The 13340-nt window shown below is 61.1% G+C and carries 11 protein-coding genes; 5 read left to right on the top strand and 6 right to left on the bottom strand.

What is annotated here, in order from left to right; translation table 11 throughout:
- Nucleotides 1-28 precede the first annotated feature (28 nt).
- Nucleotides 29-1006, bottom strand: a complete 978-nt coding sequence (locus SINAC_RS28875; protein ID WP_015249105.1) for an AAA family ATPase — start codon at nt 1004-1006, stop codon at nt 29-31.
- A gap of 308 nt (nt 1007-1314) precedes the next feature.
- Between SINAC_RS28875 and SINAC_RS28870 the strand changes: the two genes are divergently transcribed.
- The 5 genes from SINAC_RS28870 (at nt 1315) to SINAC_RS28850 (ending at nt 7644) form a co-directional block, all read left to right on the top strand.
- Nucleotides 1315-2598: a glycosyltransferase family 4 protein gene (locus SINAC_RS28870; protein ID WP_237722779.1), complete on the top strand. Its 1284-nt coding sequence runs from the start codon at nt 1315-1317 to the stop codon at nt 2596-2598.
- A gap of 25 nt (nt 2599-2623) precedes the next feature.
- Nucleotides 2624-3970, top strand: coding sequence for a hypothetical protein (locus SINAC_RS28865; RefSeq protein WP_015249103.1), 1347 nt, complete (start codon nt 2624-2626; stop codon nt 3968-3970).
- Between the two features lie 56 nt (nt 3971-4026).
- Nucleotides 4027-5244 carry a glycosyltransferase family 4 protein gene (locus SINAC_RS28860; RefSeq protein ID WP_015249102.1) on the top strand — a complete coding sequence of 406 codons (1218 nt, stop codon included), beginning with the start codon at nt 4027-4029 and terminating at the stop codon, nt 5242-5244.
- 74 nt (nt 5245-5318) lie between these two features.
- Entirely contained in the window at nt 5319-6539 is a 1221-nt protein-coding gene (locus SINAC_RS28855; protein WP_015249101.1) for a glycosyltransferase, read from the top strand.
- A gap of 139 nt (nt 6540-6678) precedes the next feature.
- On the top strand, nt 6679-7644 hold the full coding sequence (locus SINAC_RS28850; RefSeq protein WP_015249100.1) for a glycosyltransferase family 2 protein: 966 nt from the start codon (nt 6679-6681) through the stop codon (nt 7642-7644).
- Here the strand turns inward: SINAC_RS28850 and SINAC_RS28845 are convergent.
- The 5 genes from SINAC_RS28845 to SINAC_RS28825 all read right to left on the bottom strand — a co-directional run bounded on the left by SINAC_RS28845 (nt 7617) and on the right by SINAC_RS28825 (nt 13331).
- Nucleotides 7617-8729, bottom strand: coding sequence for a glycosyltransferase family 4 protein (locus tag SINAC_RS28845; protein WP_015249099.1), 1113 nt, complete (start codon nt 8727-8729; stop codon nt 7617-7619). The two genes, SINAC_RS28850 and SINAC_RS28845, sit on opposite strands and share 28 nt — an antisense overlap.
- A 257-nt stretch (nt 8730-8986) precedes the next feature.
- Nucleotides 8987-9721 carry an FkbM family methyltransferase gene (locus SINAC_RS28840; protein WP_157579468.1) on the bottom strand — a complete coding sequence of 245 codons (735 nt, stop codon included), beginning with the start codon at nt 9719-9721 and terminating at the stop codon, nt 8987-8989.
- Between the two features lie 209 nt (nt 9722-9930).
- Nucleotides 9931-11361, bottom strand: a complete 1431-nt coding sequence (locus SINAC_RS28835; RefSeq protein WP_015249097.1) for an alkaline phosphatase family protein — start codon at nt 11359-11361, stop codon at nt 9931-9933.
- 199 nt (nt 11362-11560) lie between these two features.
- On the bottom strand, nt 11561-12577 hold the full coding sequence (gmd, locus tag SINAC_RS28830) for a GDP-mannose 4,6-dehydratase (protein WP_015249096.1): 1017 nt from the start codon (nt 12575-12577) through the stop codon (nt 11561-11563).
- 79 nt (nt 12578-12656) lie between these two features.
- Nucleotides 12657-13331: an EpsI family protein gene (locus tag SINAC_RS28825; protein WP_015249095.1), complete on the bottom strand. Its 675-nt coding sequence runs from the start codon at nt 13329-13331 to the stop codon at nt 12657-12659.
- Nucleotides 13332-13340: the final 9 nt, after the last annotated feature.

Below are 13340 nucleotides of genomic sequence, written 5' to 3'. Positions count from 1 at the left end.
AAAGCCACGCCCGGTGAGATGAGATCGCTCAGGAGGGAACGCGGAGACGATCCACCAGATCACGGATGATCGCCTCGGCCGCGCCGAACTCACCCGCCTGGAGGAACGACTTACCGACAACACGGTGGGCGAGTACCGGTACGGCCAAGAATTTCACGTCGTCGGGGACCACGTAGCCGCGGCCCGACACGAACGCGAGGCTCTGGGCGGCACGATACAAGGTCAGCGCGCCTCGGGTGCTGACTCCAACGTGAAGGTCCTCTCCCTTGCGGGTCGCATGAACGATATCGAGCAGATATTCGGCGATTGCGTCGTCGACCCGCACATTCCGCACCGCGCGTTGGAGGTGGAGAACGTCTTCCGCCATGAGGACTGGGCGGAGTGTTTCGACCGGTTCCCCTGACCGATGGGTGGAAAGCACCCGGCGCTCTTCGGAACGAACGGGATAGCCCATCCGGAGCCGGATCATGAACCGGTCGAGCTGGCTTTCCGGTAAGACGTAGGTCCCCTCGAACTCATAAGGGTTCTGGGTGGCCAGTACGATGAACGGAGGTTCGAGAGTATAAGTTTTTCCTTCGACCGAAACCTGCGTGTCGCTCATCGCCTCGAGCAGCGCGCTCTGGGTTCGTGGGGTCGTGCGGTTGATTTCGTCCGCCAGAATCACGTTGGCGAAGATCGGCCCGGGCTTAAAAACGAACTCGCCCGAAGCGGCGTTGTACACGCTCGACCCGATAATATCCGAAGGGAGCAGGTCAGGGGTGAATTGGACGCGACGGAATGAGCAGTCAATGCTGGCCGCAAGCGCCCGAGCAAGGAGCGTCTTGCCCACGCCGGGAACATCTTCGATGAGGACGTGTCCCTCGGCCAGTAACGCAACGACAGCAAGCTTGATGACCTCAGGCTTGCCCAGGACAACCGTCGCCACATTCTCAAGGAGCCGGTTCAAGAGTGACATCAGCTCGTCAATATCAGGCGAGGCCATCTCGGATGTCTGCGGTGAATTCATACGCTTTCCTTCGATCCTACGGATGACCGAATCGAGGCCCCGGGCTGATGACGACCCCGGCTAGTATAATCGAGCCACTCTCTCGATTCCAACGTTGAGGTTACCACGACTTGAAGGATTCAACCTTCGCGATCGCCCGCCGGCCATGAATAGCGGAGGGAAACCGCGAGAGCGTGTCGGGACGCCGCGATCCAAATCCTGCCGACCGCGCTCATACGACCCTTGACGCTGACGATCCTGTCGATTTACGATGACCGGCGAGGGATGTCATCCATCAATTTGCTTCACGGATGAGCGCGTTCTACGCGATGACGACTCTACGCACCGATCGAATTCTTGTCGCATGCCCCGACGCCAGGCCACCTGCCTACCAGGCCGTGATCGGGTTGGCGCAAGCCGACCTCCTCCATAGCTTCCACACGGCCTACTACTATCGAGGAGCCGGCCGCGTTGGTTCGCTGGCGAGCCGGGTTGCTCCTGTACGTTATGCTCGGTTGCAACGGGCGCTTTCGCGGCGTTTTGACCCCAACATTCCGGGCGAGCGAGTCCGTTCTTCATGGGGATATGACGTCGCGCTCAGGCTCGAGGAGCAACTTGCGAGACGAGGCCATCGAGCCCGGAGTGGTGTCGCGCGGTGGCGGACGGAACGATTCGACCGAATGTTGGCACGTACACTGCCCCGGCATCGTCCTGAAGCCGCTTTCATCTTCAGTGACGTGGGCTCACAATACACCTTGCCACGCTGCCGCGAACTCGGGATCCGGACCATCCTGAGCATGGTCCACGGTGATGTCCGTGAGGAACAACAGGTTCTCGAACGTGAGGCGGAGACCGCGCCCGATTTTTTCCGGATCTACCTGGGCGACGGTTCACTCGACCTCGAGGCACTGGCCTGGCTCCACGCCCGCCGACTCCGCGATATCGAACTGGCGGATCGCATCCTCGTTCCTTCCGACCATATCGCGGAAACCCTGATTCGATACGGGACTTCTCGAGACAAGATCACGGTGATCCCGTACGCGGCCGACACGCTCCGCTTCCGACCTGACCCGGCGAAGCGGCATGACGAAACATGCACATTCTTGTTTGCGGGTGGAATCACTCAACGGAAGGGGATCAAGTATCTCCTGGAAGCGTGGCGACGCATCCGACGTCCGGGATGGCGACTTCAACTGCTCGGCGGATTGCCCAGCGACCCCGGACCACTCGTCGATTACCTGGATGAGGTAGAGGTACTCGGCCGTGTCTCTCACGCCGAGATGCCCGCGATCATGGCGGCGGCCGACGTCTTCGTGTTCCCTTCGCTTTTCGAGGGGTCGGCGGTGGTGACCTACGAGGCGCTCGCTTGCGGTCTGGCCTGTGTCGTCACTCCCGACGCCGGATCGGTGGTTCGCGACGGCGTTGAGGGCCGACTTGTACCACCTGGGAACATCGAGCGCCTGGCCGAGGCCATGGAGCAACTGGGGCTGGCCCCTGACCGTCGTGCGTCGATGTCAGTCGCGGCCCGGACGCGAGCCGAGTCATTCGATTGGCCTCGCTATCATTTGGCCGTCGCCGGGGCGGCTCGGCATGCGATCGGCAATCCTGGTTAATGGAAACCCCAGGAGGGGGATCAGCGTGGAAGTTCTCCCAGCTTATGGCATTGTGGCGGTCATTGTCGCCGTTTTCCTCGCACATCTCGTCTCGGGGAAATTCGACCCTTTTGCGCCGATCTGGATGTTCCTCGTCGGCTACGTCCAGATTTACGTATTTCAGGCGATCAACTACCACGATTGGGCCGTGCAAGTCCGCGGTCCCCAAATGGTCATGGCAGCCAATATCAGGGCGCTATGGGCCCTGATCTGGTTCATGATCATCTACCATTGCGGGTTTCCCAAGCTACTCTCGAGATGCCTGCCGAAACCGCCAAGCCAGTGGTCTTCCGGGATCGTCTGCGTCATTAGCCCTCTCCTCATCCTCTGGGGTTGCGTGGGCGCGGGGCTCTTACTCAGCAATGGCGGGGGAGGGGAGGTCACACCCGAAGGGGCGCTGCTGGCTTCCTTCCCTTTCGTCATGCTCGTCGGGGCCGTCCTGCTGATCGTGACCGGCCGGTCGGGCGAAAGGAATCGCCCCATGTTCACCGCCAGCGGATTGGCGATCTGTGCGTTCTACATCCTGATCTGGATGTTCAATGGAAAACGGTCACACTCGCTGATGGGTGTGCTGACAATGGTGTGCGTCTACTACATTACGCGCCTGCGCCGGCCCTCCTGGCCGGTCCTGATCATCACGGGCTTCGCAGGCGCTCTGGCGGTATCGATTGCCATTGGTTGGAGATTTGAACGGCAACGCGGAAGAGAAGCCTCGGAATTCCTTACCTTCTTGAGTGATTTCGACCTGGGCACCATCCTGAGAAACATGAATATCGAGGGAGATGACGATTCCTCGCGGCCGGTGTCACACGAGACTGAAGAGTATGGCGGTTTCCTTGTGATGATGACTGCCGTACCCGCGATGTCCGAGTACGACTATGGGGCCTCGTACCTTCGGATCTTTTCGACGTTCATCCCCCGGATCATTTGGCCGAGCAAGCCGTACTTTGGTCGTGAACAATGGGTCAACGCATGGATCGCCGGGTCAGAGTTCAAGAGAGACTCGACCTTCACCGGCCCGGCGATTGGGATCCACGGCGCAACTCAACTCAACGGAGGAGCATGGGCGACCGCGATCGTCTTCGCCTGCATGGCAATCTTTCTGCGATCATGCTACGACTATTTTCGATTGCACGCCCACGTCCCCTGGGTCCAGGCCTGGTGGTCTGTTTTCTTCTTCAACGCGTGGTTCATGGTTGTCACTGACGATCCCTTGGTCTGGTTCTATTACAATTGGGGCTTCACATCGATGCCCTTCCTCGTCTTGCTCTGGTTCGTGAACAAGATGGGAGGAGCGTCACGCGACGTCCCGGTCGCGGCGTACGCTGCCTGAAACGATCACCCGGCCCCGTGACGATTCAAGGCGGGAACGAGAGGGAACTCGCATCAATGCCAACAACGCTTGCTATCTCGTTCACCAATTTCGGACCGTATCACCTGGCCAGGCTCCGGGCCTTGGCCCACGCTCTCGACGCTGGCGGGGGACGGTTGATCGCCTATGAAATCGCCGGGACCGAGCGGTTGTATCCCTGGGTCCGCGAACAGGGGAAGGAACCGTTCGAGTGGGTCACGCTCTTCCCGAACCGAACGCTGGAAACCCTCTCGAAATCGGCGTGCTCGAAGGCGATACATGACGTCCTCAAACGCGACAGGCCGGACGTGGTGGCGGCCGTCGGTTACTCCCGCCCTGAGTCGACCGCGATTCTTCGCTGGGCGGGCCGTGAAGGACGTCCGGCGATCCTGATGTCGGAAAGCCAGGCGATCGACCATCCTCGCGTTTGGTGGAAAGAGGCGGTCAAGCGAATCCGAGTGCGGCGATTCTCGAGCGCCCTTGTCGGGGGGCCTCCCCATCGCAACTATCTCGTCGACCTCGGGATGCCTCGCGACCGGATCGTCCTGGGCTACAACGCCGTGGACAACGACCGGTACGCGGAGCAGGCTGAGCGCGCTCGCCAAACTCTGGAAGGGCAGCAGGGATTACCCCGGTCTCCTTTCTTCCTGGCGGTGAGCCGGTTCGCACCCGAGAAGAATCTTGTGCGTCTGGTTCGCGCTTATGCACGCTATCGGATCTCCGTCCCGAAAGAGGGGGCGTGGGACCTGGTTCTTTGCGGCGACGGCCCCGGCGCCGCCGAAGTTGAAGAGGCAGTCGCGTCCTCCGGGTTTGCCGGCTCGATCCATCGCCCTGGTTTCCTCCAGGCCGACGAACTCTCACGTTGGTATGCGTTTGCCTCAGCATTCGTCCATCCGAGTTTGATGGAGCCGTGGGGCCTGGTCGTTAACGAGGCCGCCGCGTGTGGGCTTCCCCTCTTGATCTCGGATCGTGCGGGGTGCGGCGAGACTCTCGTCCCCGACCTTCCCGACTCCACGGGGCGACGCTTCGATCCGCACGACGTCGAGGCCATGAGCGACAGTCTCGTCTGGATGGCTTCGCTCAGTGCTGCCGAGCGGCAGGCAATGGGTCGTCGAGCGAGTGCCGTTGTGGCGGAGTGGGGGCCGGAACGATTCGCCCAAGGCACGCTCGAGGCCATGGAACTGGCCTTGCCCACGCTAAAGCAGAGGTGGGTCTCGCCCCCCGTAACCCCGAGTCGCGGGTTATTGTCGCGCTGAGACACCGTGATCGAACGTCACCAAGGAATGAGGTGGGCGACGCCCGCCGGTCATGCCCTGAACCGAGACCCAAGATGAGCCAATCGTACTCCTCCGCCCGGGCCCAAACCCCTGCGCCCGGGCCCATCTCCGCACACCGAACGTTTCGAGAGGGCTGGCTGCACATATGCAATGGGCTCGACCCGGTCCGTGATGGCGGGATGGTGCCAAGCATTCTCGGAATGACGGGAGCGCTGGCGGCGATCGGGGGGCAGGTCAATATCGTCACTCCGACCCCATCCCGGCTCGGTGACACTCCTCTTCCGTCGAACGTTCGGCTTCAGGGGCCGGAAACCGAGCTCGAGGCGGTCGTTCGCACAGCGGAAGTGATCCATATGCACGGCCTCTGGCAAGCGCAGACCCGTCGCGGTGCGCGGCTGGCATGGCGGGCCGACGTCCCTTACATGATCGCCGCTCACGGGATGGCCGAGCCCTGGGCGATGCGTCAGAAGGCGTGGAAGAAAAAAGTCTACACGGCGCTGATCGAGGGCAAAAACCTCCGGCGCGCAGCCTGTCTCCACGCCTTGTCGCGACCGGAGATCGGCCATCTCCGCGCACTCGCGCCTCGGACCCCGATTTGCTACATCCCCAATGGAGTTGATCCGGTCCCCCTTGAAAATCTGCCCGATCGATCTTGCCTCGAGGAGGAATTCCCTGAGCTGAAGGGCAAGTTTGTTCTGCTCTTCTATAGCCGGATCCACGTCAAGAAGGGACTCGACCTGCTCGCCCAAGCGTTCGCCCGAATTCAACGCGAACACCCCCAGGTCCATCTCCTCCTGGCAGGGAACGACGATGGAGCACTCGGGCCTTTCTTGAACCGGATCAATGACGACGGCCTCACCTCGCGGGTGACCTGGGTCGGCCATGCCTCGGGTGAACGCGCCCGACGTGTCTGGGGAGCCGCCGATGCCTTCATCCTGCCCAGCTACAGCGAAGGCTTCAGCATGGCGATCCTCGAAGCGCTCGTCTGTCGCTTGCCGGTGCTCATCACGACGGCCTGCCACTTCTCCGAGTTGGCTGACTTCGAGGGTGGAATCGTCGTTGAGCCGGTCGTCGACGAGGTGACTCGCGGCTTGAGAGACCTGCTGGAACGCACTCCCGAGCAGCGAGCCGCACTGGGGGCGGCCGGTCGCGCTCTTGTCGAGCAAAAGTACACATGGGAGCAGCAAGGGCAACGCCTGGCTGACGTCTACCGCTGGATGAGCGGGGGTGGGAAACCGCCCGAGGCGGTGCTTGGCCCCGATCAGGAGCCTTGAGCTGCTCTCCCTTGGCCCAGGTCCGACTTGGTTCGACACCCCTTTTTTGATCCGCGAGCGGAGCGACGTCTTGTCGGTCGATTGCGGCCACCTTTTTTTTGAGGAAGCACGGGCCAGCGACAGCCCTGGAGCCGAATTTATGCCCCTGCTCGAAACCAAGGACGCGCCATCCGAAACCGGTCGCCTGATGTCCGATGCCGCGACGAGCCCCCCGGCCGGCAAGGTCAAGGTGAGTGTTCTCGTCCCGGTGAAGAATGAAGCCGAGAACCTGAAACGCTGCCTGCCCGCGCTGGCGTGGGCCGACGAGATCTTCATCGTCGATAGTCAGAGCACCGATGAAACCGCGGCCGTCGCGGCGGAGCATGGCGCTCGCGTGGTCCAGTTTCATTTCAATGGCAGCTATCCCAAGAAGAAGAACTGGTCGCTGGAGAACCTGCCTTTCCGCAACGAGTGGGTTCTCATTGTCGATGCCGATGAGGTGGTGATTCCCCCACTGGCCGCTGAGATCGCCAGGCGCACTGCTAGCGACGAGGCCGATGGGTTCTACCTCAACATGAAGTATTACTTCCTCGGCCGTCGGATCCGCCATTGCGGATACTCCGAGGCTTGGAACTTGCGCCTCTTCAAGCATAAGCTGGGACGTTACGAAAAGATGCCTGTTCGGCCAGGCGCGCAGACTGGCGACAACGAGGCGCACGAACACGTCGAGTTGAACGGGGTCCGAAAGCCGCTTCGTCTCGTCCACGAACTCGATCACTACGCCTACCCGACGATCTACGCCTGGGTCGAGAAGCACAATCGATATGCCCGCTGGGAAGCGGAAATGTACGAACGGTTTCTCAGTGAGCCGATCCCGACGTCGATCGGCACCGGGAAACAATTCAAGCGATTTCTGAAGAAGGTCTACCTCAGGCTTCCGATGCGCCCCCTCGTTCGCTTCGTCTACTCGTACGTCATTCGCCTTGGTTTTCTTGACGGTAAGCCCGGGCTCGTCTTCTGCACCCTCTTGTCCTTCTACGATTTTCTGGCCTGGGCGAATGTCTATGAGCGCCGGGTTTTGGCGCGTGATGAGGAGAATCAGCGGATCGGGATGGGTTCGGGTTGAGGAACCACGTTCTCGTTCTGGGCGAGGACCGCTTGATAGACGCACTCCAGGTCCCGCGCCTCATCGTCGGGTTGGAAGTCGCGAAGGACGAGTTCCCGCCCCCGTTGGCCGATCCGCTGGGATCGGTCAGGATCGCTCAGGAGGGAGAGGATCATCTCCGCCAGGGCGGTTGAGTTGTCCGGCGGGACAAACAGGCCGGACACGTCATGGTCGATCAAGGCGCGAAGCCCAGTGACTTCGGACGCGATCGAGGGGACACCCGCAGCCATGGCACTCGCCAACGACAGGCCGACGGTGGAGACCAATGAGGTCAGGCAGAAAATGTCGAGCACACTCCAGAACCGAAAGCCCTCAAGCGATTGACTCGCGAACGTGACCCGATCGGCGATCCGTAACCGGTCAGCGCGACGGCGAAGGTCAACCTCGTCTTCCCCTTTGCCTGCGATCACGAACTCGGCATCGATCCCGGCATCAAGGACCTTGCGCGCGGCGTTCAAAAAGGTGGCGAAGCCCGAAGCGGGGACCAAAGGGCCGGCTGTGCCGATGACAGGCACAGGGGTGAGGCGTTTGGAGGAGGGAGGAGCGACCGGTTCGGGAGCTGAGATCCCCGGGCAGGCCACTGACAACAAGGAGGCAGGGACTCCGAAATTCTCTTCGAGATCGCTGGCGAGTTCCTGGCTGACCGCCACCAATTTTCGGCACCAGCGACGGCTCAGGCGTAATCGATCCCGAGGCCCGAGGAACTCATCGACCGTCTGAATATAAGGAAGGCCCCAATGTTCGGCGATCGCCAACCCTGCGCTGCTCATCGTCGAGTGGAGGATGTGGAGCAATTCGGGCCGGCGTGAGGGATCGCCAAGCCGAAGGCGACGGACGGCCAGCGCGAGCTGCCAGCGGTGGCTGAGGCGCGGGCATTCGATGAACCGCTCGTCGGCCGAGGTGCCTTCGCCGGCCGAAACGTAGAGGAGGTTCGCCGCAATGCCGACGCCGCGCAACCGGTCCAGGAAGGCACGCATCGAATCAAATTCGCCTTGCGCATCCAGGCGGCCGGCGAGCAGGAGCAGTGTTCGCGCGGGTTCGCCCATTGCTCGGCTCCTCGATGAGGGATTGGCCCTGCCATCAGGCGACGACCTAGCCGCAACCTATCACAACGCCGAATCAGGGGGCAGGCGAATTCCTGAGAATCGTACGTTCAAGACCGCGATCAAAGGGGTTGAGGAGAGGCCTCGTCAACCTTTGGGAATTCATGGAAGGTGAGCGGTCATCGCTCGATGGCCGCAAACCTCCCTTGAATTCCTTATTTTTTAAGTCGCTCGCCCCCTCGTCCAATTGAAGGACGCGGTCACTCCGTAACGGGACCTGTCGAGGAAGCGTCGGCTCCAATCGCCGCCTTGATCTTCTGGGCTCGTTCCCCTTGCTCCTGTTCCCCAGGGATCGCCACGATCATGAAGGGGCGATCGTCCGGGCCGACGCGCTGGCTCGTCTCCAGGTCCCACATCTGGTAATTTTCACGGCTGAGGAGGTTGATCACTTCGGATCCGCCGAGACCGGACAGTTCGGAGACGATGACCGGTCGTGCGGTTCGGAGAATTCGGGTCGCCCCCTCGAGCGCCTTGATCTCATCCCCTTCGATATCGATCTTCACGAACGAAGGGGTAACCTGATAAACCTCGCAGAGCGAATCCAGGGTTTCGACCCGGGTTTCGACCACCTGCACCTTGCCGGTACCCACGGCAAGCTCGCTCGCGGTGGGATCGGCTCCGAGTCGACCGGTGGCACCTGTGGCGGCATCAATGCTGAATTTCGCAATCCCCGGGGTCGCGTCGACGGCGCACTCACAAATCGTGACGTTGCGACAGCCGTTCGACTCGAGGTTGCCGCGCAGCATTCCCCGGTTCTCCACTTCGGGTTCGACGGCGAGGACGCGCCCGCCATCACCCACCCATCGCGAGAGCAGGGTGCTGAAGAAGCCGATGTTCGCTCCCACGTCGAGGACCTGGTCCCCCTCACCAATCGCGGCCCGAATCGCGCGGACGGTCGACGGCTCGAATCGCGCCAAGCCCTGCGACCAAAACATCACGTGCCTCCTGAGGTTCACCTTTAAGGTAACCCCCGGTTCGACATGCGAAAGTCGGATGGTCGTCTTCGGAAGAATCCGGCGGGCCATCCGCGCCATCACGCGTTTTCCACGTCCCTGAACATCTTTCCATGTGTTCAAGTTGGACATGCGCATCACCAACCTTTCTGAATTCTCAATGAGGTAAACTCGATGTGGCTCAGTTTGGCTCAAGCTAACGCTTCTTCGTGGGATGCGATCGGCTTGAGCACGCGTCCTTGCAGGTCTGCGGGGATGTCCAGGCCGAACAACCGGAGGATGGTCGGCGTGACGTCCATCAATTGCATGCCGTCGATTGGTCCGGCTGGTGCGATTCCGGGGCCGGCCGCGATCAGGAGGCCGTCCTGGGCGTGGTTGGCATCGTCCGGGCCGGTGTCGTTTTCAAAGGTATGAATCTGTCCGGTTCCGACCGTACCGACCGATCGCCAGCGCAGATTGCCGAAATAAACGAAGAGGTCAGGCGGGCTTGCTCCTCGAATCGTCCGATAAAGATTCTCCGGCTTGAGGACCCGAGTCCCGATCGGTTTGCCGTCGGGGTCGCCGAGTGCTTCGAGTTCGGAGACGAGGCGATCGCGCGTCGTTTCGTAATCCTCGGGAGCGACCAGGCCTTGAGGCTCGCGTCCTTTGACGTTCAGGAAGAGCCGGCCGTAGTAGCCTCCGGAGCCCCAGGCCGTGGTTCGCGCCCAGTCGATCTTGAGCGATTCGAGGCGCGACGGCGTGGCGGGTGACTCGTGGAGCACGAGGTAACCCTGTTGAATCAGCCACTCATTGAGGGCGATCCCTCCGTCCATGCACTGAGCGCCGTGGTCGGAGACAACCAGGACGTGGGTGTCTTTGGGAAGGACCTTGAGGAGCTCGCCCACCTTGCGATCGACGTGCACGTAATAGTCGACGATGACCGTCTCGAACGGATTCCCCGGTTCGTAACGGTGATGGTTCGGATCCATGTATTGCCAGAAGGCGTGGTGGACCCGGTCCGTTCCCATCTCGACCATCATGAAGAAGTCCCACGGCTTCGTCGTCAGCAGATGACGGGCCAGGGCGAATCGCTTGTCGGTCATCCGGATCAGCGAGTCGCGGATCTTCCCTTTATCGGGGGTCCGAAAGTCGCTGACGTCGAACTCGTAGGGGTGGACCTCGGGAAGTAAGGCGATCTCTTCTTTGAGGTCGGGCGGGTACGTGTAGTTCGACGCAATGGAAGGGGTGAGAAAGTCGGTCACCATCAGCCCGTTGATCGGTCGAGGCGGATAGGTCTGGGGGACGCCGATCAGGATGACTCGCTTGCCGGCTGCGCCCAGGAAATCCCAGAGCAGCGGCTCGTGCACGGCGAGGGCCGTGGCGGTGGTCATCTTCTCGTAGGAGCGATCCGCGCGGTTCCGGAACCCGTAATAGCCAAGGGTTCCTGGATCCTTGCTCGACATCATCGACATCCAGGCGGGCACGGTAATCGGAGGGTCGCAACTCCTCAGCTTACCCCAGACACCCTGGTCGCGGAGTCTTGAAAGATTAGGGAGGCGATCGGCAAACCGTTCAAACAGCAGGCTTGGCTCGGCGCAGTCGAGTCCGATGACCACAACTTTGGTTGCGCGTTCCCGTGTCATGGTGGACTCCTCTATATGTTCTATCGTCGGTGCTTCTCTACGAGCAGGCGCTGCGGTCGCCCCCTGAACTGCCCTTGGGGAAGAGCAAGGACAAAGGGGGGACGAACCAAACCAATTGAAGCGCGGAGCATTGAGGTTAAGTCCCCGGCAGACGCCTGCCGCGCTGCCGGGACGATCGGGAAGAGCCCGATTGGTCAGGTCAGGGGGACGAGTATCCCATCGCGAACTTCTCGCGACGCGCGAGTTCGAGGTCGTGCTCGACCATCATCTTGACGAGACCCGGGAAGTCGACTTCCGCTTCCCAGCCCAGGCGTTCGCGGGCCTTGCTGGCATCGCCCAGCAGCACGTCGACCTCGGACGGCCGGGTATAACGGGTATCGAACTCGACAAAATCGTGATAGTCCAGATCAAGTTGGGAGAAGGTCCACTCGAGGAATTCACGCACCGAGTGGGTTTCGCCCGTCGCCACGACGTAGTCGTCAGGCTGCTCTTGCTGGAGCATCAACCACATGGCGCGCACGTAGTCGCCGGCAAATCCCCAATCGCGCTTGGCGTCGAGGTTTCCCATGACGAGCTTTTGCTGTAAACCTTCCTTGATCCGAGTGGCCCCGAGTGTGATCTTTCGGGTGACGAAAGACTCGCCGCGCCTTGGGCTCTCGTGATTGAACAGAATGCCCGAGCAGGCGAACAGGTTATAGGCTTCTCGGTAGTTCACGGTCTGCCAGTGCCCATAGAGCTTGGCGCACGCATAAGGGCTTCGAGGGTGGAATGGGGTATTCGGCCCTTGCGGAGGAGCGGCCGATCCGTACATTTCGGAACTCGAGGCCTGGTAGAACCGGACGGGCTTCGATAGGGCGAGGTGCCGGACCGCTTCCAGGAGCCGAAGCGTTCCCAGTCCGACCACGTCCGCGGTATAGAGCGGCTGATCGAACGAAACCCGCACATGGCTCTGCGCCCCGAGGTTATAGACCTCATCGGGGCGTAGCCGTTCCATCACTCCAGCGAGGCTCGACGCATCCGCCAGGTCGGCGTAATGCAAGTGGAAACGCTCGCGGATCGAGGGTTCCGGACCGAACAAATGGTCGATTCGCTGCCGATTGAGGCTGCTGGAACGGCGCACGAGGCCGTGGACCTCATACTCAGGTTTGCCCAGCAAGAATTCGGCGAGGTAGGAACCGTCCTGCCCCGTGATTCCCGTAATCAAGGCCCGTTTCATGATGCGAGCAACTCCTCAAGGACTGCGAGGGGGCCGGGCCTAGGGGCGACCCTTCGGAAAGGACCCATGGCAGCCATGCTCATGGGATGAAATACTCAGCCCGGTCCTCGGGGAGGATCGGCTCCATCTCCGACAGCAAAGCAGCGGCGAAATCTTTGAGAACCTTACCATCGGGATCACTCTCGCCCGAGCAGAACACCTCGACGGTAAGCCCTGATCCACGAGTAGTTCGGCCGTGACTGCTCCGGCTCGTGATCGGGAGCCCGCGGACGTATTGCTCGAGCTTCCCTTCCCCGAAGATATAATACCAGAATCCGATTCCCATCACCAAATCGCGTTGCGAGTACGCAAGCCGCATGATCGGCAAGTCTTTTCCGGAATCGCAAGCGATCGACATTTCATGGGAAGCCGATTCGATCTTGGTCCATCCGCCCGAGGGGAGACAAATCTCCGGCGAATGGCGAAGGTTGAGTCCCTGGTCGGAATAGTTGATCCAGAGATCGAGGCGCCGACCAGGGAATTCTCCACTTTCGTAGACCCGGCTGAGATATTCGGTCGCCTGGGCCTCTTTCACAATTGCGGGATCGACCACCTTATCGCGTCCGACCCAGCTTCCGAACTGGTAAGGCAAGGTCGTTAGCGAGCGGCGAAGGGGCGGCCGATCAATTTTCGTGTATGACTCGAGGCTTGCTTGCGCAGCGAAGCCGCAAGTCAAAATCAGGCCGCAAAGTAGGACGCGTCGCATGGGGGACATCGATAATCC

Origin of the sequence: Singulisphaera acidiphila DSM 18658 (assembly GCF_000242455.2) — a bacterium.
In the GTDB taxonomy this organism is placed as follows: Bacteria; Planctomycetota; Planctomycetia; order Isosphaerales; family Isosphaeraceae; genus Singulisphaera; species Singulisphaera acidiphila.
The sequence above is the reverse complement of the archived record's forward strand: the minus strand, read 5'-3'. Positions and strand labels throughout refer to the sequence as shown.